This window comes from Virgibacillus sp. LDC1 (assembly GCF_025792345.1).
Lineage (GTDB): Bacteria > Bacillota > Bacilli > Paenibacillales > Paenibacillaceae > Paenibacillus_AQ > Paenibacillus_AQ lautus.
Genome location: NZ_JAOXLZ010000008.1, coordinates 79,256 through 101,380 on the forward strand (window position 1 = coordinate 79,256; position 22,125 = coordinate 101,380).

General features: G+C 52.3%; 16 protein-coding genes. 4 read left to right on the forward strand and 12 right to left on the reverse strand.

The window, feature by feature from the left end; all coding sequences use genetic code 11:
• Positions 1-228 precede the first annotated feature (228 nt).
• Positions 229-1,134 (reverse strand): aldo/keto reductase, encoded by a 906-nt coding sequence (locus OHJ21_RS31160; protein ID WP_486022175.1) that lies wholly within the window; start codon positions 1,132-1,134, stop codon positions 229-231.
• A gap of 49 nt (positions 1,135-1,183) precedes the next feature.
• Entirely contained in the window at positions 1,184-1,978 is a 795-nt protein-coding gene (locus OHJ21_RS31165; RefSeq protein WP_100541457.1) for a sulfite exporter TauE/SafE family protein, read from the reverse strand.
• A gap of 122 nt (positions 1,979-2,100) precedes the next feature.
• On the opposite strand from OHJ21_RS31165, the gene OHJ21_RS31170 reads away from it, so the two are divergent.
• Positions 2,101-2,280: a hypothetical protein gene (locus tag OHJ21_RS31170; protein ID WP_071219655.1), complete on the forward strand. Its 180-nt coding sequence runs from the start codon at positions 2,101-2,103 to the stop codon at positions 2,278-2,280.
• Between the two features lie 40 nt (positions 2,281-2,320).
• On the opposite strand, the gene OHJ21_RS31175 is transcribed toward OHJ21_RS31170, so the two are convergent.
• Together OHJ21_RS31175 and OHJ21_RS31180 are read right to left on the reverse strand one after the other, a co-directional pair.
• Positions 2,321-2,881: a hypothetical protein gene (locus OHJ21_RS31175; RefSeq protein ID WP_100541456.1), complete on the reverse strand. Its 561-nt coding sequence runs from the start codon at positions 2,879-2,881 to the stop codon at positions 2,321-2,323.
• Entirely contained in the window at positions 2,878-3,786 is a 909-nt protein-coding gene (locus tag OHJ21_RS31180) for a hypothetical protein (RefSeq protein WP_486022178.1), read from the reverse strand. Before OHJ21_RS31180 ends, OHJ21_RS31175 begins: the two co-directional genes overlap by 4 nt.
• A gap of 145 nt (positions 3,787-3,931) precedes the next feature.
• Here OHJ21_RS31180 and ymzB point away from each other — a divergent pair, with 145 nt between their 5' ends.
• A complete protein-coding gene (ymzB, locus tag OHJ21_RS31185; RefSeq protein WP_394059606.1) occupies positions 3,932-4,318 on the forward strand; it encodes a protein YmzB in 387 nt (128 codons plus the stop codon).
• Between the two features lie 144 nt (positions 4,319-4,462).
• On the opposite strand, the gene OHJ21_RS31190 is transcribed toward ymzB, so the two are convergent.
• The 5 genes from OHJ21_RS31190 to OHJ21_RS31210 all read right to left on the reverse strand — a co-directional run bounded on the left by OHJ21_RS31190 (position 4,463) and on the right by OHJ21_RS31210 (position 11,970).
• Positions 4,463-6,652, reverse strand: a complete 2,190-nt coding sequence (locus OHJ21_RS31190; protein WP_486022180.1) for an alpha-galactosidase — start codon at positions 6,650-6,652, stop codon at positions 4,463-4,465.
• Between the two features lie 48 nt (positions 6,653-6,700).
• Positions 6,701-8,743: a beta-galactosidase gene (locus tag OHJ21_RS31195; RefSeq protein WP_100541453.1), complete on the reverse strand. Its 2,043-nt coding sequence runs from the start codon at positions 8,741-8,743 to the stop codon at positions 6,701-6,703.
• A gap of 149 nt (positions 8,744-8,892) precedes the next feature.
• Positions 8,893-10,179, reverse strand: coding sequence for an ABC transporter substrate-binding protein (locus OHJ21_RS31200; protein WP_486022182.1), 1,287 nt, complete (start codon positions 10,177-10,179; stop codon positions 8,893-8,895).
• Between the two features lie 69 nt (positions 10,180-10,248).
• Positions 10,249-11,088: a carbohydrate ABC transporter permease gene (locus tag OHJ21_RS31205; protein WP_100541451.1), complete on the reverse strand. Its 840-nt coding sequence runs from the start codon at positions 11,086-11,088 to the stop codon at positions 10,249-10,251.
• The gene (locus OHJ21_RS31210) at positions 11,089-11,970 is read right to left on the reverse strand and encodes a carbohydrate ABC transporter permease (protein ID WP_100541450.1); all 882 of its coding nucleotides are present in this window, start codon (positions 11,968-11,970) and stop codon (positions 11,089-11,091) included.
• 124 nt (positions 11,971-12,094) lie between these two features.
• On the opposite strand from OHJ21_RS31210, the gene OHJ21_RS31215 reads away from it, so the two are divergent.
• Both OHJ21_RS31215 and OHJ21_RS31220 read left to right on the forward strand, forming a co-directional pair.
• Positions 12,095-13,939, forward strand: coding sequence for a cache domain-containing sensor histidine kinase (locus tag OHJ21_RS31215; protein ID WP_326115709.1), 1,845 nt, complete (start codon positions 12,095-12,097; stop codon positions 13,937-13,939).
• Positions 13,917-15,554 (forward strand): response regulator transcription factor, encoded by a 1,638-nt coding sequence (locus OHJ21_RS31220; protein WP_326119746.1) that lies wholly within the window; start codon positions 13,917-13,919, stop codon positions 15,552-15,554. Before OHJ21_RS31215 ends, OHJ21_RS31220 begins: the two co-directional genes overlap by 23 nt.
• Before the next feature lie 156 nt (positions 15,555-15,710).
• Here the strand turns inward: OHJ21_RS31220 and OHJ21_RS31225 are convergent, their stop codons facing one another.
• The 3 genes from OHJ21_RS31225 to OHJ21_RS31235 form a co-directional block, all read right to left on the reverse strand.
• Positions 15,711-17,744, reverse strand: coding sequence for a beta-galactosidase (locus OHJ21_RS31225; protein WP_486022186.1), 2,034 nt, complete (start codon positions 17,742-17,744; stop codon positions 15,711-15,713).
• Positions 17,745-17,802: 58 nt separating this feature from the next.
• Positions 17,803-20,202 carry a glycoside hydrolase family 95 protein gene (locus OHJ21_RS31230; RefSeq protein ID WP_486022188.1) on the reverse strand — a complete coding sequence of 800 codons (2,400 nt, stop codon included), beginning with the start codon at positions 20,200-20,202 and terminating at the stop codon, positions 17,803-17,805.
• 202 nt (positions 20,203-20,404) lie between these two features.
• On the reverse strand, positions 20,405-22,117 hold the full coding sequence (locus tag OHJ21_RS31235; RefSeq protein WP_486022190.1) for an ABC transporter substrate-binding protein: 1,713 nt from the start codon (positions 22,115-22,117) through the stop codon (positions 20,405-20,407).
• Positions 22,118-22,125: the final 8 nt, after the last annotated feature.

Genomic DNA, 22,125 nt, shown 5'->3' on the forward strand with positions numbered 1-22,125 from the left:
AGTTTGGCATTCGAGGCGTTTTGACGCCAATTAATTTATAAGGTACAAAAAAGCCCGTGATCCTTAAAGCGGATTGCGGGCATGTTCTATATTCACCTGACATCAGGCTCTTATTCAGTTATTATAACATGCGAAGATGCGGTTCATCCTTAAACCTTCAGGACATAAACATTTCATGTCCCAAAAGATTAACGGGATGGATCATTCACATGCTTATCGCACCCATCATTACCGGTGAGCCTCATATTGGTTGGCGCGACTGATCGCCTGGATCGATTGGATGTCCTGCGGCGATAACTCTTCCTTATTTCCCGCCGCCAAGTTATGCAGCAGCTGTTCGAGCGAGCTTGCTCCAGGGATGGTGCAGGCAACAGCGGAATGGGCCAAAGCATAACGAATGGCCAGATGGGACAGATCTGTGCCACGGCCAACCTCTTCAAGCCCCTTGAGAACATCAAGCAGCTCATTTTTGCTGTAATCCAGATACCCCTTCTCGGCTTTGGCTTGTCCGCGTTCGGACAAGATGCCGCGGGCAACGGGCCCCCGTGCAATGGCGGATATTCCGTTCTCAGCAAGCAGATCGAGCACTGCTTCCTCCGGTCTCCGGTCCAAGATGCTGTACTGGCTCATGGCGCTGACGATATTGGATTTCGCGACATACTCGCGAATGACGTTCGGCCGGATGGACGAGATGCCGTAGTATCGAATCCACCCTTCCCGCTTCAGCTCTTCAAAAGCTTCAATCGTTTCGTCAATCGGATCATCAAGCGTCCCCCCATGAAGCTGATAGAGATCGATATAATCCGTACCGAGTCTGCGAAGACTGTCCTTGACGGCGGATTTGATGTAGTCCTTGGAAGGATCCCAAACCCATCCATCCTGCCCGGGTACACGACGGTTGCCGACTTTGGTGGCAATGATCACATCCTTGCGCCGACCTTCAACCGCTTTGCCTACCAGTTCCTCGTTACGACCTTCGTCGTACAGATCCGCCGTGTCCAGAAAATTCACGCCCCGGTCCAGCGCTTCATGGATAAGCTTCACGGCTTGTCCCTCATCCGTCCCCAGTGACATACAGCCCAGCCCGATTTCGCTTACATACAATTCCGAAGATCCTAGCGGATTGGTTCTCATGCTTGATCTCCTCCTCTTTCCTATGATGAATAAGGTTCTACTTCTTTACTTACCCTAAAATATCGATCCAGATCTTCACGGCCGTAACTGCAATGAGAATCGCCAAGGCATACCGCAGCAGTCGGACGTTCAGCTTGCGACTGATGATGGCGCCGATGGGGGCACCCATCAAGCTTCCGGCAACCGCGAACAAGGACGGCCAGATCGGGATGTCGCCCGAGGCGATTTTGCCGATGACGCCCCCGACCGCGGACAGAAAGACGATCGCGAGTGAGGATGCGATGGTTATCCGAGTCGGTATCTTAAGAATCGTCAGCATGATGGGGATCAGGATAAAGGCGCCGCCAGCGCCGACAATCCCGGCTATGCCGCCGACAATAAAAGCGGCTCCCATCGCAATCCCTGAATGATAAGTTACCTCGGTAACCGACCTGTTTTCCATGGTTGCCCGGGTCGGCACAATCATCAATAACACGGCGATAACCGCCAGAAAACCGTAAATCACGTTAATTGTACCGCTCGTCATCAGCATGGAGGACAAACTCCCGATCAGACTGCCAACCAGGGTGCTGATCCCCATCTGAATGACCAATGGCTTGTGAAAGTACGACTCACCGCCGCGCGAACTCATCCGGTTGGTGATCATGCCTGACAATGAGGCGAAAAATACCTGCAGCATGCTGATAGACGCCACCTCCTTGGAGGTAAAGGCCTCCAATCCAAACCAGGAAGGAACGTATAGCAGCAAAGGAAAGTTAATGATCGCCCCGCCGATTCCCAGCAATCCTGAGAAAAAAGAACCGATGATACCTATAAAGATCATGACTACAAGCTGCACTATCAAGGTGATCGATCTCCGTTCAATTTAATTTCGTGACCGCGCACATTGCTATTGAATGTACCCCGTTGTTGATTTATAATAAACCCAAGTATTTGTATCGGAAATCAGGGAGGTGTGTGGTGATCATGTTGAATAAGCTGAAATTCCTTTTCCAGGACCGTTGCCCTGATTGCGAGCAGAAGCTGATTTCCAGGCAGGAAGACATGGCTACGATCAAGCATTGCCCGGATCACCACTACACCGAAGAAATATATAACCAGCTGGGCGTTACGATTGTTTATCATCCCAGCAAAGATAACAGTTAAACTAAACTCCGTTAGCCATTACGGACTGAGGTCTTGCACTTTATTCCGTTTCCTCTGTCCATTCCCGTCCGGCAAGCCTGACGAGAAGCAGAACCGCGATCTCGGCAGCCATCACAGCGAGCGAGCATATAAAAATGACAGGGATCATATCGCCCGAATCCAAATTTAGCATGAACGGATAGGCAATAAGCCATAGCAGCTGCGCGGCCATAAACAAGTGCCCCCGGAAGCGGGCTTTATGATCCAGTCCGGATTCGGCACCTGCGGAATTGGCTTGAATGCCTCGGCAGATTCCGAATATCAATCCCATATGCAAGCAGACGGAAGGCAGTTGAATCAGCAGCTCCTTCACAGATTGCATAGGCACGCCGCCTGTCCCCACCTCAGGAAACCAGAATAATGAAAGAACCGACCAGATCAGCAGCAGCCAGGCTGACAGATGCCCTGCCCTAAAATATCCGTTCAACGCCTGAAGCCGCCATAATCCCGAAGCAATCAGCAGGTATCCCAGCATGTCCGGCAATACATCCACAACTTCGATCTTCAGATCGACCAGTACAAAGAGCAGGCCCCACACAATGCGATAATAAGCGCTTCTCATGGTTTCCTCCTGCTTTCCCGAACAAATTCCGTCATTTCCTGATCCGTCGGCCTTGGATGATAAGGAATCATCGTATCTCCATTCCGATAGCGATGGCCTTCCTCCATAAAGGCGGTTCTCAATATCAGCTGATATACCTTCATGCTCTTCTCAAGCGATGGCATATCAAATTGGTGGCTGATTCTTATGGAATCCCCTTTATTCATCTGGAGTGGAAGCTGAATCTCGTCGATAGGTTTACCTCTTAACTCGATGTGGGCTTCCGAAGGCTGAGACCGGTAACTAGTACCCGGTATTTGTCTGGAAATGTCGACATGGATTCGGAGATCTCCTTCCTCTGCGATATCCAGCCATTTCGAGGAGAACGCCGTTAACTGAAGGGACCGCTTCACGACGGCAGATTCGTAACCCGAGTTATCGGAAGAGGATCCGCCGGACGTCCACGATATCGGATCTTGATCTTCCTGATCATATACGCCAGGCCATATGTAAATCTCCCCGATATCCACTCGTTCCGAGGTTCCATCGGAGTATAGGGCAGTAATCTCTCGAACGAGAACCGGCTCCTTCAGCTGCTCTCCTGTCCCTTCTTCCTCGGGGGCGGGTTTATTTAAGTTCACCATTATTTTTCCCAGGTCCTGCCTCTGATACTCTGCATATTGGGGGTATGGCGTTATGATCTGTTCGGGATAACCTTCGATCCGGATGGAGCTTAGCGTCTTGTCTGCTCGTTTGTCCTCTACATAATACAAGTCAAATACACGGCCTCCCCCTTCCCTTGTTTCCACATGATGCTCAAGGAATACGGTTCTTCCCAGTTGGTTGGATTCATAATACCAGACATTCCCGACCCAGCTGCAGGCTACGAACAGGATGGCGAGAACATAATACCATTTCTTGCTCATGGCCCCTCCTTATGTATCATGCGATTGTTCCATATTATTAAACTATCTTAACACGTAAATAGATGAAGAGGGTTGGATCCGCGTTAATTTTTCATATGCTTTCTGACGAAGGAACCCCTTGTAATTGAAATAAGGTTGCGGTTTCATGGACAGACTATTTGAAGCCACCCTAAAATCAAGGAAGGTGTTCATGATGAATCCATCGATCGAAGAGGTCACCCAATGGCTTCAATCCAAAAGCAATCACACTCTGCACATATCCAAGCAAGAAGAGAAGGATCAGGACCAAATTGAAATACAGCTGGAACGATTTGAACACCAGCAGCATCAAGAGCAGTCCATCGACGGTTACGGAGACCGCCATGCCCTGCTGCTGCACGGCCCCGGCGTTGTCATCACGGCCGGCCATGAAGCGCCGCTGCCAAGCAATGCCTTTGTCATTGGACTGGACGGGTTAACGGCTGCGGACATCCAAGACCGTCAAGTGGTGCTCACAACGGACCGGGGCACCTATTCCATTACGGCAACCTAAGGGCAGCCGGAATGAAACAGCAACAACCGCCAGAGCTGTTACATCTCTGGCGGTTCTTTTTTGGCATGATTCAGCTATATGTTGGATCGTTGTTATAAATAACGCTGCGCTCAGGCGCAGATCGTAAAGCTTGAGTATGGCAACTTACACTCGTTTGAACCTCCAAATAAAGCTCTGGAAATCGCCATGCATCGCGGGAATGGCCAATCCGGCGTTCATCAGTCGGTCTCCGCCGTAGATGTTCCCATCGTCAATGCACCGATAATCCCCTTCCGGATCCAGCCCCGCCGTACGCAGCCACACTATCGGCTCATTCGCCTCGCTTAAGATGCGGAAGTAATACAGTACCGCTTCAGATCGATCCTCGGAGACGATGGTCCAGGCTGCTTCGTTCCCTTCGAACGGATTCCGAAGGCGGTAGAAATCCCCGAACTGCACCAGATGGCGAATCTCCTTATACAGTTTCACCTGCTCGCGGACCTCTTCCTTTTCCTGTTCACTGAAGACCGTCAGATCCAGCTCATATCCGAAATTGCCCGACATCGCCGCATGGCCTCTCGTACGGAGTGAAGTATTCCTGTGCACCTGATGATTCGGAACAGCGGATACATGGGCTCCCATGGAGCTAAGAGGATACACAAGGCTCGTTCCGTATTGAATCTTCAATCGGCTGACGGCATCGGAGTTATCGCTTGTCCACGTCTGCGGCATGTAATACAGCATCCCCGGATCATAGCGTCCTCCACCGCCGGAGCAGCTCTCAAACAAAATATGCGGGAACTCGGTCGTCAGCTGCTCCATCACCCGATACAACCCGAGCATATAACGGTGGGCCGTTTCCCGCTGGCGCTCAGGCGGCAGCGCGGCCGACCCGATCTCCGTCATATTTCGGTTCATGTCCCATTTCACATAGGTGATCGGCGCGCTTCTCAGGATGCTACGAACCATATCGGCCACCGCATCGCCTACTTCCTGGCGGGAGAAGTCCAGGATCAGCTGCTGTCTCCCTTCCGTTCGCCGGCGTCCTTCTACATGTAGGCACCAGTCCGGATGCTGACGGTACAGATCGCTGTCCGGCGAAACCATCTCCGGCTCAAACCACAAACCGAACTGCATATCCAGATCGCGAACCCGCTTCACGAGATCCTCAAGGCCTTCCGGCAGCTTGTTCTTGTCAACGACCCAATCCCCGAGGGAAGTCGTATCATCATTTCGCTTGCCGAACCAGCCGTCATCCAGCACAAACAACTCGATGCCGAGATCCCGACCGGCGCTGGCGATTTGCTCGATTTTATCCGCATTAAAGTTAAAGTAGGTCGCTTCCCAGTTGTTAACCAATACTGGGCGAGTGGCATCCCGGAATTGCCCCCGGCTCAGCCTTGTACGGTACATCTTATGATAGCGTCTGGACATGCCGCCCAAGCCCTCCGCCGAGAAAACCATCACCGCTTCCGGCGTCTGGAACGATTGTCCCGGCTCCAGCAGCCAGGAAAAATCGAATGGATTCAATCCCATCGTAACCCGGGCTGTTTCGTATTGATCCACCTCAACCTGTGCAGAGAAGCTGCCGCTGTATACAAGGCTGAAGCCGTACACCTCACCGTGCTCTTCGCCGGCGCCTTCGGACAGCAGCGCAAGGAACGGATTATGGTTATGGCTGCTTGAACCCCTGCGGCTCTCAATTCCCTGCATGCCGGGGGATAACCTTCTGCGCTGCACATGGCGCTCTCTCGCCCATGCCCCATGGAGATGCAGAAGGTCATAACGGCTATGATTCATATCCACGCTGGCGCTCATGGCCTTCAGCAGGGTAATGTTCTCCTTGCTGTCATTACGGAAGGACACGGAACGCGTAATGGCATCGAATGCATTCATGACCGTATAAGACAAATAAATCGTCAAGCCGCTTACCCGATCAAGCAGTTCCAGCTCCAGCGTATCCGCCTCAGCATCCTGTTCCGCGTATACGGCAGGCAAGCCTTCCAGCTTCGGTTTGCCGCTGTATATCCGGTGACGGACATATTCCGCTTCGGTGACGGTGGTCCCGTTAGCCAGCTGTACCTGGTACGCAGGCTGCCGGAAATCGCCGCTGCCATAGCCCGGGTATTCCTGAGGCAAACTGTCCAGGGAAAAGGAAGCATCTTCGCGAAACGGCGACGGCGAAAAGGATGCTCTTCCCCTGCGTTCCAGCAATCCTAAGACGCGGTTATCGCGAATACGACGCCCCCAATAGGCATGCGCCGGATAAACGCCCCGCACAAGCTCAATCACATAGCTTGATCGATCGCTTTGTAGATGGAATACCCCCAGATCTTCATGAAAATGTATACTCACTGCTTTTGCCCCCTAACCAAGGTCCGAGTTAAATCTCCATGGTCCTCTTTAAGACCTTACGGCGGCCGTCCGTTCCAGAATCATGACGTCCCTTCCCGGAATCGTAACATGGCCCGAAATTTGTCGGCTGCCCAGGAGATCGAATTGATTGGCAGAACCTGCATCAAACGTCATCTCTTCGGCATTGTGGTTCATGATGAACAAATAGGAGTTCCCATCCTTCACCCGTTCCACCACCTCTACCCCGGCTGGTGTTTCCAGCAGCGGCTTCACACCCTGTTCTTCGCACAGATTGGCAAGAAACCCCTGCAGGAACTGCGAATCCGGACTGCTCGCCACATAATAGGCCTGACCTTCGCCAAACGCATTCTTCGTCAGAACAGGCGTGCCTTTATAGAAGTCGGATCCGTACTCAGCCAGAACCTCCGCCGTCTCCGCATGGATGACGTCGCACAAAATTCCACATGGATAACTTCCACGCAGTGATCCCCAATCCTGCTTCATGTTGATCTGATTTTGCTGCCCGGGAAGCAGGGCATCGATCTCCTCGGCCCAGATACCAGTTACCTTGCGCAGTTCGCCGGGATGACCTCCCAGGGTCACCAGATCGTTCTCGTTGACGATGCCGCTGAAGAAGGTCGTCACAAAGGTTCCGCCCCTGGATACAAACTGCTCCACGCGCTGGGCAACGCCAGGCTTCACCATATACATCACGGGGGCAATTACCACATCGTACTTGCTCAGGTCTTCCTCAACGCTGATGATATCCGTCTGGATATTCAGCTGATACAGCGCATCATAATACTTATGAACCTCGTCCACGTAGTTCAAGGCTTTGGAAGGTCCGCTTGACAGCGCCAGCGCCCAACGATTCTCCCAATCGTACATGATCGCTACCTTGGCGTCCGAACGGGAGTCGAGCAGCTTGTCTCCGAGCTGCTGCAGCTCTTGCCCCAGCTCCGCGCATTCCCGGAAGACCCGGGTATGCTCATGTCCCACATGCTCAATCAATGCGCCGTGGAACTTCTCGCATGCCCCCACGGAACGGCGGAGCTGGAAGAACATGATCGTATCGGCCCCATGGGCTACGGCCTGATAACTCCATAATCTCATCACGCCTGGACGCTTAGCGGAATTGTACGGCGACCAGTTTTGAACGCTCGGGGTCTGCTCCATCAGCATGAACGGCTGCCCGCTTTTCAGCCCGCGCATCAGATTATGCGACATCGCCGTAAAGCTTACCGGCGTATCAAGCGCGGGATAGTTGTCCCAGGATACCACATCCATATGCTTCGCCCACTCGAAGTAATCCAGCTCCGGATAAAATCCCATCAGGTTGGTGGTGACCGGTATGTGCGGCGTAACCTTCTTCAATTCTTCCTTCTCCAACCGGTAACATGCCAGCAGGCTGTCGGATTGGAATCGGCGATAGTCCAGCGATATCCCTTGGAAGAACGTCCGGTTCCCGTTGAACTCTTCGCTGAGCGCGTTCGGTACCACAATCTCGTCCCACTCGTAAAAGGTATGGCCCCAGAATCCGGTATTCCATGCGGCATTCAGCTTATCGAGCGTCCCGTAACGCTCTTTCAGCCAGACGCGGAACTGCTGCTCGCAATTGTCGCAATAGCAATACCCCCCGTACTCATTGGAGACGTGCCAGATGACCAATGCCGGATGATCCTTGTACCGTTCAGCCAGCTTGCGCGCCATCAGCACCGAATATTTGCGATACGTCGGGCTGTTCGGACATGAATTATGACGACCGCCGAATTTGCGTTTGCGCCCATCGTAATCAACGCGCAGGATGTCCGGGTATTTCTTGGCCATCCAGGCCGGATGCGCCCCCGTGCTTGTTGCCAAGCAGACATGGACCTGCTCCTCTGCCAATCGATCCATAATTTCATCTAGCCATGTGAAATCATAGCTGTCCTCATCGCGCTGCGTTTTGGCCCAGGAGAATACATTGAGGGTCGCCACGTCAACGCCGGCCAGCTCAAACATCCGCAGGTCCTCTTCCATCGTTGCCTTATCCCATTGCTCGGGGTTGTAGTCCCCGCCATACCATATCTTAGGAAAATGTTCATTAATCATCGAATTGCCTCCTTCATCGTTCTTTAGCTGAGCAAACCTCTATCAACGAACTATGAATCTTAAAGAAAAGAGGTACCATCCCATGTCATGTCGGACAGGGATCATACCTCTTATGAACGATTAGCTAACTTGAATTAGAGCGTTGCTCCTTACTTTTTCAGGTTATCCCAGGATGTCTGCATATCCTCAAGCATCTTGTTCGCATCGGATTTGCCTGCGAAGAAGGCCTGCATCGCACCGGAGAATTCCTGTGCTACACCGTCAGGGAACTTCGCGGATTGTCTTGGCAGTACCTTTCCAGCTTGTACATACTCCCACACAGACGAACCCAGGTCGCCCATATCCTCAGGCGTTGCTTCAATTGTCTTTAAGGCCGGAATGAATTTGAATTTTTTGACGATGTACTCTTTACCGATATCGGATGTGACAAACCAGTTCAGGAAGATCTTCGCTTCTTCCTTCGACGCGGAATCCTTGTTAATGACCAGGTTCGCAGGTACGCCAACGTTCAGCTTGTCATTTAGCTCCGCATTGTCGCCAAGCGGCATCGGCAGGTAGCCAAGATTCAGGTCCGGATTAATGGCATCAATCTCGGTTTGGGCCCAGTTGCCGTTTTGCATCATGGCTGTTTTGCCCGTAGCCAGGAGGGAAATGGCCGTATTATAATCAGTGGTCAGCGGGTTTTTGTTCCCGTGATCCAATGTCAGCTGCATCAGCTTGGCCCACTCTTTGAACTTCGCATTGCCTGCGAATTTTTGAGTACCGTCGTTCAAGCCCTGGATAAAGGCATTCGGATCATCCTGCTGGGCAAACGCCGGGTTAATGCCTTGGTTACCGATCAGCCACCATTCCTGGTAAGCGTTCGCAAAAGGAGTTATGCCTGCCGCTTCCAGCTTCTTCGCAGCATCTTCCAATTGGGCATAGGTTTTAGGAAGCTCGGTAATGCCTGCTTGCTCAAACAAATCTTTATTGTAGATGTAACCCCATCCTTCAAGGTTCATTGGCATGCCGTATACTTTACCGTCTTTGGTCATCGGCTCTTTTGCCATGTCCACCAGATCGTTCACCCAAGGCTGATCGGACAGATCCTCCAGACGGTCGATCCACATCTCCATCTCGGCGTCGCCGCCGTTGGAGAAAATATCAGGCGCATCGTTGGATGCGAATTTCGTTTTCAGTGCAGCACCGTAATCAGCACCGCCGCCCACGGTTTGAATATCAAGCTTGATGTTTGGATATTCCTTCTCGAATTCAACCTTGAGTTCATTCAGGCCGTCCACGATCTCGGTTTTGAATTGGAAAATCTTAACCGTCTTAACTTCGCCGGCAGCTCCGTTCGAGCTTCCGCCCTGGCCTTCCTCCGACTTGCCGCCGCAAGCCGCAAGCAGCAGCGAGAAAGCCAGCAGCATCACGAGTGATAATTTCATTTTGTTCATCTTTACTACCCCCTAGTATTGTTTATATATAAAGATGGAAAAACCGATTTGGAAGAAGCCAGGCTGCCGTTACCCCTTAACGGAGCCGGCAGCGACGCCTTCAACAATATACTTCTGTAGTGACAGGAAGAAGATGATAATCGGCGTAATGCCCAGCACCAGAGCCGGCAGCGCCATATCCCACTGCTTCGAATACTGTCCGAAGAAAGCAAAGGTCGCGAGCGGAATCGTCCGCAGTTCCGGACTTTGCAGGATCAAGGACGGCAGCAGGTAGTCGTTCCAAACCCACAGACAGTTCAGGATGATGACCGTAACCATCATAGGTTTCAGCATCGGCATAACGATACGGGCAAATACTCGGAACGGAGAAGCTCCGTCGACCGTGGCGGCCTCTTCGATTTCAAGCGGAATGCCTTTCACGAACCCGTGGAACAGGAAGACCGACAACGGGATGCCGAGTCCCAGATAACTGAGAATCAATCCTACGATACTGTTGTTAACGCCCAGGAAGTTAATGACCTGCAGCAATGGAATCATAATGGATTGGAACGGAATGACCATGGCCGATACGAACAGCATGAACACGATTTGATTGAATCTCGTATTGGACCGAACCATCCGGTAAGCCGCCATCGCGCTCAACAGGGCGATGATTAGGTTACTGATGACCGTAATGATGACGGAATTGACGAACGCTTCCGGGAAGCGGGTCATTTCCCAAGCCTTGCTGTAGTTGTCAAAGTGAAAGGCGGTTGGCCAGTTGGCCGCGTCGACCATAATATCGCCCAGCGATTTGACCGAGTTCACCAGCAGGAAGTAAAAGGGCGCCAGGAAGATCAGCGCAATAATGACCATCACAATCTGCAATACGATCGTGGAAGCCGACATAGGAGGTTTCTTCGATCTCATTTAAGCTTCGACCTCCTTCTGCTTCGTTAAACGGACTTGAATGAGCGTGATGACGGCAACGACCAGGAAGAAGATCAGGGACTTGGCCGTCCCGAGTCCATACCGGTTGTTCAGGAATGCCTCATTGTACACGTTCATGGCCAGCGACTCCGTGGAGCGGTAGGGTCCGCCCTTCGTGAGCGACAGGTTCAGGTCGAACATTTTGAAGGACCAGGATATCGCCAGGAATAAACATACGGTGACCGCCGGCATGATAAGCGGAACGATGATGCTCTTGAGCACTTGAAACCGGTTCGCACCATCAATCTCGGCAGCTTCCATGACTTCCTTGGACACATTCGTAATGGACGCGATGTAGATGACCATCAGATAGCCTGATGATTGCCATACAAAGACCATGATAATGCCCCAGAAGCCGGTTACTTCATCTCCCAGCCACGGAAGATTAAAGAACGGAATCCCCGTTGCCTCGCCAACGGTGGCAAAGCCCTTTATGAAGATGAACTGCCAGATGAAACCGAGCAGCAATCCGCCGATCACGTTCGGCATGAAGAAGATCGTCCGCAGCCAGTTGCGCGCCCTAATATTTTTCGTTAAGAAGTAGGCCAGGAAAAAACCGACCAGATTCGTTAGAAGCACGCCAACGATCGTAAACTTGGTGGTGAACCAAAAGGACTGTGCGAATGCGCTGTCATTTGTGAAAATCTGTTTGAAATTGTCCAGTCCTACCCATTCGACATTCCCCGATACACCATTCCAGTTGGTAAACGAGTAATACATCCCCATCACAAATGGGATAATGATCGTAATACCGAAAAACAGCAGCGCGGGTCCGATATAAACCAACTGCTGCGTCAAGGCAGCCGTTCTCTTGCTGTTCATGTAAATCCCCCTCCGCTTGTCCTATCGTTTCTCTATCCATTTCTCTATGATTTAATTATGCTAAGATGAAGACCTTGGGACTACCACAGGATGTGAACTAAATGGTATAGAAAATTGATCGGCGGTGAATTTATTGAACTGGAATTGGAACAGCATTCGCACCAAATTGATTACCTTTATGATCATGGCTACCATCATTCCGACCACCATCTCCATGATCATCAGCTATGTGATGACCACCAACTCGCTCAAGGAACGGGCCGTTGTTGAGAATATGAACCTTCTCTATCAGGGACGGTTGAACTTGGAGAGCTATTTGGAAGACATGAACCGGAATTCCCTTACGGTTTATTCGGATCCGGATTTTTTCCGCAGCCTTTATTATAGTCATGAGAACATCAATGCCAGCGGCAGGCAGTCCGCCACGCTGCAGTCCATTCAAAAAGCCATTAGCGGCTCCAGACAGGTCTATCTCTATGTCGACGGCAAAAGAGAGGCCACGTTATTCGCCCAGGATATCGCCAGAAAAACGAGTGATGTCAACCTCTATCCCGAAATTCCCGATCTCGGTAACGATACGGTGGTCTTACAGCCGCCCCATCCCCTTCACACGTATGGCTTTCAGTTAGCTTATCCCTATGAGGCCAATAAACAAGTATTCACGATGTACCGGGTCATTGAACGCGTCCCTTCGACCGAGCGATTGGGCATTCTCGCCATCGATATGGACATGAATTTCCTGAGCCGGATCAGCAATCAGCTGTTCCAGCCCGAACATGAGCAGCTGTATATTACGAATGAAGCCGGGTATATCATGTATGCCGGCCATGGCGAGATGCTGGGACAGCAGATTCAAACGGAATGGTACGACAGCATCAAGCAGTCCGGCAAGAAGGAAGGCCATTTCGAGTATAACAACAAAATCTATTTATATAACAATATCAAGACGTCGATCAGCGACTGGACGATGATTAAGGAGATCCCTTCCTCCTATATTCTAAGCAGCGCGGACAAAGCAGCCTTCGTCAATATTTTGCTGATAGCCGTGTCCCTTATTCTCATCATCGCCGCCACGATCTGGATTTCGGTCTATATTACTGCGCCGATCCGAGAATTGGTAGGCCTCATGAGCCAAGTCAAAAGCGGACGAATGGCCGTGGATATCTCCTCCAACCGCAAAGACGAAATCGGAACCCTACACCGCAGGTTCGGCAGCATGATGGATACGATCAACAACCTTATCTTGCAGGAATACAAGCTGAAGCTGGCGAACCGGACCAACCAGCTCCGGGCGCTGCAGGCGCAGGTGAACCCGCATTTTATGAACAATGCGCTGCAAACGATCGGCACCCTTGCGCTGGAGCATGGAATGAAGCGAATCTACTCCCTGATCTCCGCCCTTGCCCGGATGATGAGATACAGCATGTACAACACCGATAAACCGGTCACGCTGGCTACAGAGATCGATCATATCAAGGATTACGTGGAGCTGCAGAAGGAACGATTTGAGAATCAGTTCGACTTCCGTTACGATGTGGATGAGTCGACTTTGCAGGTGTTGATCCCGAAAATGCTGGTTCAGCCGCTGATCGAGAACTTTTTCAAGCATGGCATGAACCCCTTGGCGGAAAACAATTACATCGCGTTAAAAAGTAAGCGCCTGTCGGCCTCCATCGTGCAGATCACGGTCGAGGATAACGGTAACGGAATGCAGGATGAGCCGTTCCAAACCCTTCAGGAGCACTTGCTTCGGATGGAAGAAATGGATCTGGAACAGCTTCAGGTTCTTTCCGAAATGGAAACGGAAGACAGCAGCGGGATCGGACTCATCAACATCATGACAAGGCTGAGACTGTATTATCGCGGAAAATCCAAGTTCAGCATCGAAAACAACCAGCCGCATGGCTTTCGTGTTGTACTGACTATAAATGTGGAAGGTGAAACGGATGAAGGCATTGATCGTGGATGACGAGTCTCGCGTGCGTAAAGCCATCCGACTGCTCGTCCAGTGGGAGACGCACGGGATTACCGATATTGAGGAAGCCGCCAATGGTCTTGAGGCAATGAAGTTGATTCCGGAATTCCGGCCCAACCTCGTGCTGATGGACATGCTGATGCCGCTCAAAAACGGCGTAGATCTCATGGAATGGATTCACAAAAATTACCCGGATATCAAATTCATTGTCATCAGCGGGCATGACGACTTCGAATTCGTTCGCAACACCATCTGGTACAGCGGCACGGATTATATCCTGAAGCCCATCGAGGAAGACGTGATCAACCAAGCAGTCGCCAAGGCGACTGCCGCCTGGAAAGCCGAGGAACGGGAGCGCCTTGCGGCGCGGCAGCAGCATGTTCAGGTGAACGAGTACCGTCCGGTCTACTCGGAGAAGCTGTTATCCAGTCTTATTGATGACAAAAGCGCCCATGTCCAGGTGGTCAATCGCCTCAAGGATGAAGGCATCGTACCGGAGCAAACGCAGACGATACGCCTGGCCGTCATGCAAATGGACAAGTCAGATCACGCGCTTTATAGCCGCTTCGGCCATCATCAGGATTTGCTCATGTTTGCCCTGCTTAATATTTGTAATGAATTTCTGCAAAAGGACCGGATCGGGATTGCCTTCCGTCACTTCGGTTCACCTCACCAACTGGTTATATTGCTGTGGGATCAGCTTGCAACGCTTGCAACGCTGCTTCAAGAGATCAATAACGGGATGCATCGCACCTTGTCGCGCCACATGCATTTTGGCGTTAGTCCTGACGGCCAATACCCGGCAGACATACCGGATTTGTATGCCCGAAGCTCGTCCGCCCTGCATCAGCGCGATTTAACGGTCCTAAATCACTTTATCCATGATACGGAGGAACAGCGCCGATCCGGCGTTGACCATCATAAAGGCGTACAGTTCAGCGGGTTTGAGGATACCTGGAAGCTCGCCATACTTAGCGGCCAACCCGCTCCCATAACCGAAGCTGTTGAATCATTCATTGCGGCTATTCGAAAAAGCGGCGTTCTCACGCCGGAGCTTCTCGAGCGTTGGGACCGCGATATCGAAAGATTTGCCAATCACGTCATTCATGAAACCGCTAACCCGTCGTCTGAACCTTTGTTGAAATTGTACAAAGAGGAAAGCGCCGCCATCGAGCGGCCAAGCCCGGACAAATATGTATGCTCCCTGGCAGAATGGCAGCAGTATTGGATGGATGTAATGAGCCTGCTGGCCTCGGCGCTGCAGTCCCAGAAGCAAACGGGACAGGACCTGATCCATGACATTACGGCGTTTATCGAGCAAAATTATCAGAACGACGTGTCGCTGTATGATATTGCAAACCGATTTCATGTAAGCCGTGAGTACATTTCCCGCAAATTCAAGCAAAAGCACGGCATTAACATCCCGGAACATCTGAACCGGATCCGCATCTCCAAGGCCAAAATCCTGCTGCAAAATCCGGGCCTGAAAATGGCAGCGATTTCCGAAATGGTCGGCTTCAAGAACGAGAAGTATTTCAGTCTTGTCTTTAAGAAGCAAGAGGGCATTTCGCCCAAGGAATTCCGTAAGCTGCATGAGAAGGAAGTGTAGACTGGGCAGCGATTAACCTCTTTTAGGCATGAAGCCTGTGTTGGGTTTGGGCATATAAAATAAAGCAGAGAGAGCATGGGATCCCCTGCTTTCTCTGCTTTTTTATGCAAACCCTTTACGTGATGGATGCCTTCGCAAAAAACCTCACGCGATCCTCTATTTCTGCCGTTTCTCCAATATCATGACTCCGCGGGCCGGCACCTCGCAGGAATCCCGATGCTCCTCACCCGTCAGCAGGTCAACATAGGTTTCCCCTTCCAATGGCACGGGTTTGCTCTCCGGCATGTGATTAAGTACAAAGATGAACTCCGCGCCCTCCTTCACGCGCCTTGTCACCTCAACGCCTTCCGGAGCCTTCAGGACGGGCTTAATGCCATGGTCGTTGCATATGGTTTGCATCAGGTCCTTCAGGAATTTAGGTTCCGGACTTGTGGCCACATACCATGCCTTCCCTTGCCCGAAGGAATTCACGGTTAACGATGGCGTGCCCTGATAATAATCGGAGCCATATTCGGCAACGACTTCCGCGCCTTCTGCATGGATCACGTCGCACAGAATTCCGCAGTCGTAGGTGCCCTCCAGTTGTCCCTTCCGGCCTCGCATCACCACCTGATTCTGCTGACCCGGAAGCAGCGCATCAATCTCCTCGGCCCAAATTCCCATGACCTTGCGCAGCTCGCCCGGATAACCGCCCAGCGTCACAAGATCATATTCATTGACGATACCGCTGAAGAAGGTCGTCACAAAGGTGCCGCCTTGCGATACAAAGGCCTCCACGCGCTCCGCGAATCCCGGCTTTACCATATACATCACCGGCGCAATGACAACGTCATACTTCCGGAAGTCCTCTTCCACGCTGACCATATCGGTCTGAATATGCAGCTGGTGCAGGGCATCGTAATATTTATGGACCTCATTCACGTAATTGAGGGCAACGGTCGGACCGCTCGACAGGTCAATGCCCCACCGGTTCTCCCAGTCGTAGATGATCGCGACTTTGGCGTCGGAACGGGCATCCAGGATTCGGTCCCCCAGCTGCTGCAGCTCCTTGCCCAGCTCGGCGCACTCGCGGAATACGCGAGTATGTTCATGTCCCACATGTTCGATGACCGCACCATGATATTTCTCGCAGGCTCCGATCGAACGGCGCAGCTGGAAGAACATCACCGTATCCGCGCCGTGGGCGACCGCTTGGTAGCTCCACAATCGCATAACCCCCGGACGCTTGGCCGAGTTGTACGGCTGCCAGTTCTGAACGCTCGGCGTCTGCTCCATCAGCATAAAGGGCTGACCGCCCTTAAGCCCCCGCATCAGGGCATGTGCCATGGCGGTATAGCTGTACGGGGTATCCAGCGACGGATAGTTGTCCCAGGAGACGACATCCATCTCCTTGGCCCATTTGAAATAGTCCAGCTCCGGGTAAAAACCCATCAGATTCGTGGTCACCGGAATATCCGGCGTGATCCGCTTCAATTCATCCCGCTCCAGCTTGTAGCAGTCCAGCAGGCTGTCCGATTGGAAACGGCGGTAATCCAGGGATATGCCTTGAAAATTGGTCCGGTTGCCGGACCATTCTTCGCTTAAAGCGTTAGGTACAACGATGTCCTCCCAATCATAGAAGGTATGGCCCCAGAAGCGGGTATTCCATGCCTTGTTCACGGCATCCAGTGTGCCGTAGCGCTGCTTCAGCCAAGTCCGGAATGCCGCGGCGCAATGATCGCAGTAACAGTACCCGCCATATTCGTTCGATACGTGCCAGATCAGGACGGCCGGATGATCCTTGTAGCGTTCCGCCAGCTTGCCGGCCATCATTGTGGCGTATTTACGGTAGGTGGGACTGTTCGGGCAGGAGTTATGGCGGCCGCCGAATTTGCGTTTGCGGCCCTCGTAGTCAACGCGCAGCACATCCGGGTATTTACGCGCCATCCAAGCCGGATGTGCCCCTGTGCTGGTTGCCAGACAGATATATACCCCGTTCCGGTACAGCCGATAGATCGTCTCGTCCAGCCATGCAAAATCGTACGTGTCCTCGTTCGGCTGGCTCAATGCCCAAGAGAATACATTAATGGTGGCAACATCGATACCCGCCAGTTTAAACATGCGGTCATCTTCCTTCCACGCTTCCGCATCCCATTGCTCGGGATTATAGTCGCCGCCATACCACATTTTGGGTAACTTTTCGTTAATCATCTAGGGTTCAGCTCCTTTAGCTTCATAAATTCCATATCTGGTTTAGTTCAAATCTCGTTCACTTCAAGAAAGCCTTGTTCAATCCATTCGTGTTCACGCTGTCTTCATCGGTGGCTGGCGTGATCCGATACGTCGCTCCGCTCACCGTTTCAAACGAGCCATGGTCATCCGTCGTCACTACACTTCCGTCTTCCCTTCTAACGGCGAAAGGCACGGAATAGCTAATTCTACAGGTTCGGCCATGCGTAGAGGTTACGCTCGCAGACGTTAAGAGGCATTCACTCCATTCCATGTCCACAATAAACCCGCCGCGAGCCTTTAATCCTCTTACGGAGCCTTCTGCCCACGCTTTCGGCAGCGCCGGCAGCAGCTGAATGGCGCCCAAATGACTCTGAAGCAGCATTTCCGCAAGTCCGGCGGTGCCTCCAAAATTCGCATCGATCTGGAACGGAGGATGGTCTCCGAGCAGATTAGGATGCATGGAACGGGAAATCAGCGTCCGGACATAATCATACGCCTTGTCCGGCTGCTGCAGTCGGGCAAACAGGTTGATCAGCCATACGCAGCTCCATCCCGTGTGCCCCCCACCATGGTCGATGCGCGACATCAGCGTACGATAAGCGGCTTCCGCAAGCTGCGGCGTATCCTGCAGGGTAATATCGGAGCCGGGGTACAATCCGTACAAATGGGATACGTGCCGATGTCCGGGCTCCGCTTCCGGGTAAGGCTCGCTCCATTCCATGAGCCTGCCCTCGGCATCGATGGCGTAAGGCAGCAGCCGCGCTGCCGCTGCCCTCCATTCCTCCCGCAGTTCATCATCCTGCTCCAGCAGCTGTGATGCTTCGATACAGTGATGAAATATATCCCGAATGATGGCCATATCCATGGTGGAGCCTGCCGACACGCTGCAAGGCAAGCCTTCTTCGGTAAGGAACTGATTCTCCGGCGATGTCGACGGGCTGGTCACCAGATGCCCTTTCCCGTCTTCAATAAGCCAATCCAGGCAAAACAAAGCGGCTCCACGCATCAGCGGATACGCGGTTTCCCGCAAGTATTCGAGGTCCGGGTGGAATTGATAACGCTCCCATAGATGCCGGCACAGCCATGCGCCACCCATTGGCCAGAAGGCCCACATGGCTCTGCCATCGCTCGGGCTGGCCATTCGCCATAGATCCACGTTATGATGGGCGACCCAGCCACGGGCGCCATAGTGAATCTTAGCCGTCCGGGCACCGCTTACGCTAAGCTCCCGAATCATTTGGATGAGCGGCTCGTGGCACTCGCCCAGATGCGTCGTTTCCGCCGGCCAATAATTCATCTCGGTATTGATGTTCGTTGTGTAATCGCTGTTCCACGGCGGCTGGACATGGGGATTCCATATGCCCTGCAGATGGGCGGGCTGTGTACCCTGCCGGGAGCTGGCAATGAGCAAATATCTTCCGAATTGAAACATCAGTGCCTCAAGAGCAGCATCCTCCCGTCCCTCCCGGTACGCTTGCATCCGCTCGTCGGTGGCCAATGCTTGTGTAGAACCCTCAGCCTCTGGACGGCCAAGCTGAAGCTCGACCCGTCTGAACAAGGCTTGATGGTCCTTGACATGCCGTGAGCGCAATTCTGCAAAACCATGCCGCATCGCGTCCTGAAGTCTCCCCCTGCATATCCCGGACGGATCGGTTCCTCCAGAACCTGGAGAACGATCGAAGCCTTCAAAATTCGTGGCTGCCGCAATCAGCAGCGTGACCGAACCTGCGCCGTTGATGCGTATGCCGCTGTCATCCACCGTTACCTGTCCACTATCCGTCAGGGCCAGCAGCCTCATTTCATACTGTATCCCAAGCCCGTCTTCATAGAGTACCGACCCGGGGTGATCGCCCCTGTAATTATCAGCAATATGGGTTGGAGCATGTCCATACAATACCAGGGTTCCGTCTTCCTCTGCGCGTGTACGATGCTGCAGCGGTGAACTTAACCCAATCTCCAATTGGATGGGTGCGCCGCCCGTGCTCGCATAACCGATAACCGCGACCTGGTCAACCGCACTGATGAACATGTCCCTGCTGAAAATATCATCGGAGCCGCCTGCTCGAAAGTGAGTGGATGCAATCCCTGTATCCAAATCCAGTTCGCGCCTATAGTCCGTCCAATGATCCGCTATTCCCGACTGTCTGATGACCAGATCACCTAAAGGCAAAAAGGACTCCGTGCTTCTGCCGACCATCTTGCCCTCAATCAACTGTTCGGCTTCGGCATACTTTCCAGACGCAATCAGCTCTCTTGCCGCTGCCAAATGCCGGCGAGCTTCGTAATTATTCGTATCCCGGGGAAATCCCGACCAAAGCGTATCTTCATTCCATTGAATGCGTTCTTCCTGTACGCCTCCGAACACCATGGCGCCAAGACGGCCGTTTCCGAGCGGTAGCGCTTCTTCCCACTTGGCCGCGGGCTCCCGATACCACAATGTTGAGATCTGCTGCTTTGCTGAATTCAGTGTAATCCCCCCTTATTCCAGTTGATAAAGGTCTTCTCGAAGAACACCTTAAATCCTTCATCTATTGTTGTATTTCTTGTAAGTAAAATAAGTTCCGCCGCTATAGCAGTAACAACCTTGAATAGCGGCAAAAGGGGCCGCATATAGCCGGCCCCTTCTATTCACCTATAGCTTAATTATTCCAGAGCTCCACACGGTCGCGTACCAATTGGGTGTATTCCTGCTCCATTTTCTCGGCGCCGGCATCATTCAGTTCTTTGAGGAACTGATCATACAGTGCATCAAATTTCGCCGGATCGGCAAGAATGATTTCCGGAATACGTTTACGGGTAATCTCTTCCACCTTTTTGTACGTGATATTGATATTCGAGTCGCTCGGTACCGGAATGTTGTAAGCAACGCCCCACGGCTTCACTTCAAATTCCTCTTGCTTCGGCCACAGGTCTTTCCACATTTCGACGCCGTATGCTTTCAGCGTCTCCTTTGCGGATGGCGTATAGTTCTCTATGATCGTCTCCGGGAAGTTCGTTGTGTAATAGTTGTCCGTCGAATCTTTCACGCCGTCGCCGTAACGAGGGAACATCGCATTGTACAAGCCGATTCCTGTCTCCTTTGTGAAGTTGGCGTTGTCATAGGTTTTGCGCTCTTGGACGTCCGCCGGAATAACGCGCTTGCCGTCCACCACGTTGTAATGCTCGCCTTCAATACCCCAATTCATCAAAACTTGCCCTTCTTCGGAAGCCAGATAATCCAGGAATTTGATGATTCGAACCGGATCCTTGGCGGATGTTGTAATGCCTACGCCCCATCCGGCGACGTAACCCGTGTCTTGGAACGTTGCATCCTTCGTCGACTCATCCAGCTGGATTGGGAATCTTGCATAGGTGCGGTTTTCCTTGCCAGAAGTTCTCAGCGCGTTCGTTGCATTGCCGAAGCCCCACTCCTGATCAATGACGCCAAGGACGCGGCCGGAGGAAATTTTGGCTTCGTATTGGTCCGTCTTCTGCACAAACGTTTCTTTATCCAACAAGCCCTCGGCGTTCATATGATTCAGCCAGCGGAAGTATTCCTTCTCTTCCGGCCGCTTGTAATGAAGCTTCGCCTCGGTTGTTTCCGGGTCGATATAGTACTCGCCGTCATCCGATACGCCTGTCGCGATAAACGCCGGGTTCGTTACCGAGATCATGATTCTCCATCCGTCCGCATTCAGCGTCAGCGGAATCGTCGGCTGGCCGTCAATCGTCGGGTTTTTCTCGGCATAGTCTTTCAGCGCTTTCTCATAGTCCTTCACCGTTTTCAGTTCAGGGTATCCGAGCTCTTTCAGCACTTCATGCTGGATCTGGAACGTGCCGCCGGCATCGAGTGCTTGATGGTCCACCGCTGCAAGCGTCGGAAGGACATAGATGGCCTCATCGTCGTTGCTCCATTTCAGGCGGCTCATATATTCTCCGTACACTTTCTTGATGTTTGGCGCATGCTCTTCGATCAGATCCGTCAGATCAATAAACGCTCCGGAATCCACAAACAGATTGGCGTCACCCTTGGCAAATACCAAGTCCGGATATTCCCCGCTCGCCACCATCAGCGGGAGCTTCTGATTGGAGCCGTCCACCGCGTATTCGGCCTGGATCGTAATGCCGGTCTTCTCGGTCAACTTCTTCCCGACCGCATCCTGCATGTTGGCCCAGTTGGCATTGGAATCCGCGCTGTAATACGTCATGGTCATCGGCTCCAGCTTCTCTTCCTGCTGCGTATCGCTGCCGCCGTTACCTTCTTCACCGCCATTTGCGCTATTGTTGCTGTCGCTGTTGCCGCACGCTGCAAGAACGAATGTAGCCATCATCATGATCGCAAGCAGCAGCGACAATCTCTTCTTATGTTTCATTGCTATAC

What these genes read in the sequence shown, in the direction of transcription:
- OHJ21_RS31205 (WP_100541451.1), bottom strand. Translation starts at nt 11,088, where the DNA reads ATGAGATCGAAGAAACCTCCTATGTCGGCTTCCACGATCGTATTGCAG.
- OHJ21_RS31160 (WP_486022175.1), bottom strand. Translation starts at nt 1,134, where the DNA reads ATGAGAACCAATCCGCTAGGATCTTCGGAATTGTATGTAAGCGAAATC.
- OHJ21_RS31220 (WP_326119746.1), top strand. Translation starts at nt 13,917, where the DNA reads ATGAAGGCATTGATCGTGGATGACGAGTCTCGCGTGCGTAAAGCCATC.
- OHJ21_RS31200 (WP_486022182.1), bottom strand. Translation starts at nt 10,179, where the DNA reads ATGAACAAAATGAAATTATCACTCGTGATGCTGCTGGCTTTCTCGCTG.
- OHJ21_RS31210 (WP_100541450.1), bottom strand. Translation starts at nt 11,970, where the DNA reads ATGAACAGCAAGAGAACGGCTGCCTTGACGCAGCAGTTGGTTTATATC.
- OHJ21_RS31195 (WP_100541453.1), bottom strand. Translation starts at nt 8,743, where the DNA reads ATGATTAATGAACATTTTCCTAAGATATGGTATGGCGGGGACTACAAC.
- OHJ21_RS31225 (WP_486022186.1), bottom strand. Translation starts at nt 17,744, where the DNA reads ATGATTAACGAAAAGTTACCCAAAATGTGGTATGGCGGCGACTATAAT.
- OHJ21_RS31170 (WP_071219655.1), top strand. Translation starts at nt 2,101, where the DNA reads ATGTTGAATAAGCTGAAATTCCTTTTCCAGGACCGTTGCCCTGATTGC.
- OHJ21_RS31175 (WP_100541456.1), bottom strand. Translation starts at nt 2,881, where the DNA reads ATGAGAAGCGCTTATTATCGCATTGTGTGGGGCCTGCTCTTTGTACTG.
- ymzB (WP_394059606.1), top strand. Translation starts at nt 3,932, where the DNA reads ATGGACAGACTATTTGAAGCCACCCTAAAATCAAGGAAGGTGTTCATG.
- OHJ21_RS31180 (WP_486022178.1), bottom strand. Translation starts at nt 3,786, where the DNA reads ATGAGCAAGAAATGGTATTATGTTCTCGCCATCCTGTTCGTAGCCTGC.
- OHJ21_RS31235 (WP_486022190.1), bottom strand. Translation starts at nt 22,117, where the DNA reads ATGAAACATAAGAAGAGATTGTCGCTGCTGCTTGCGATCATGATGATG.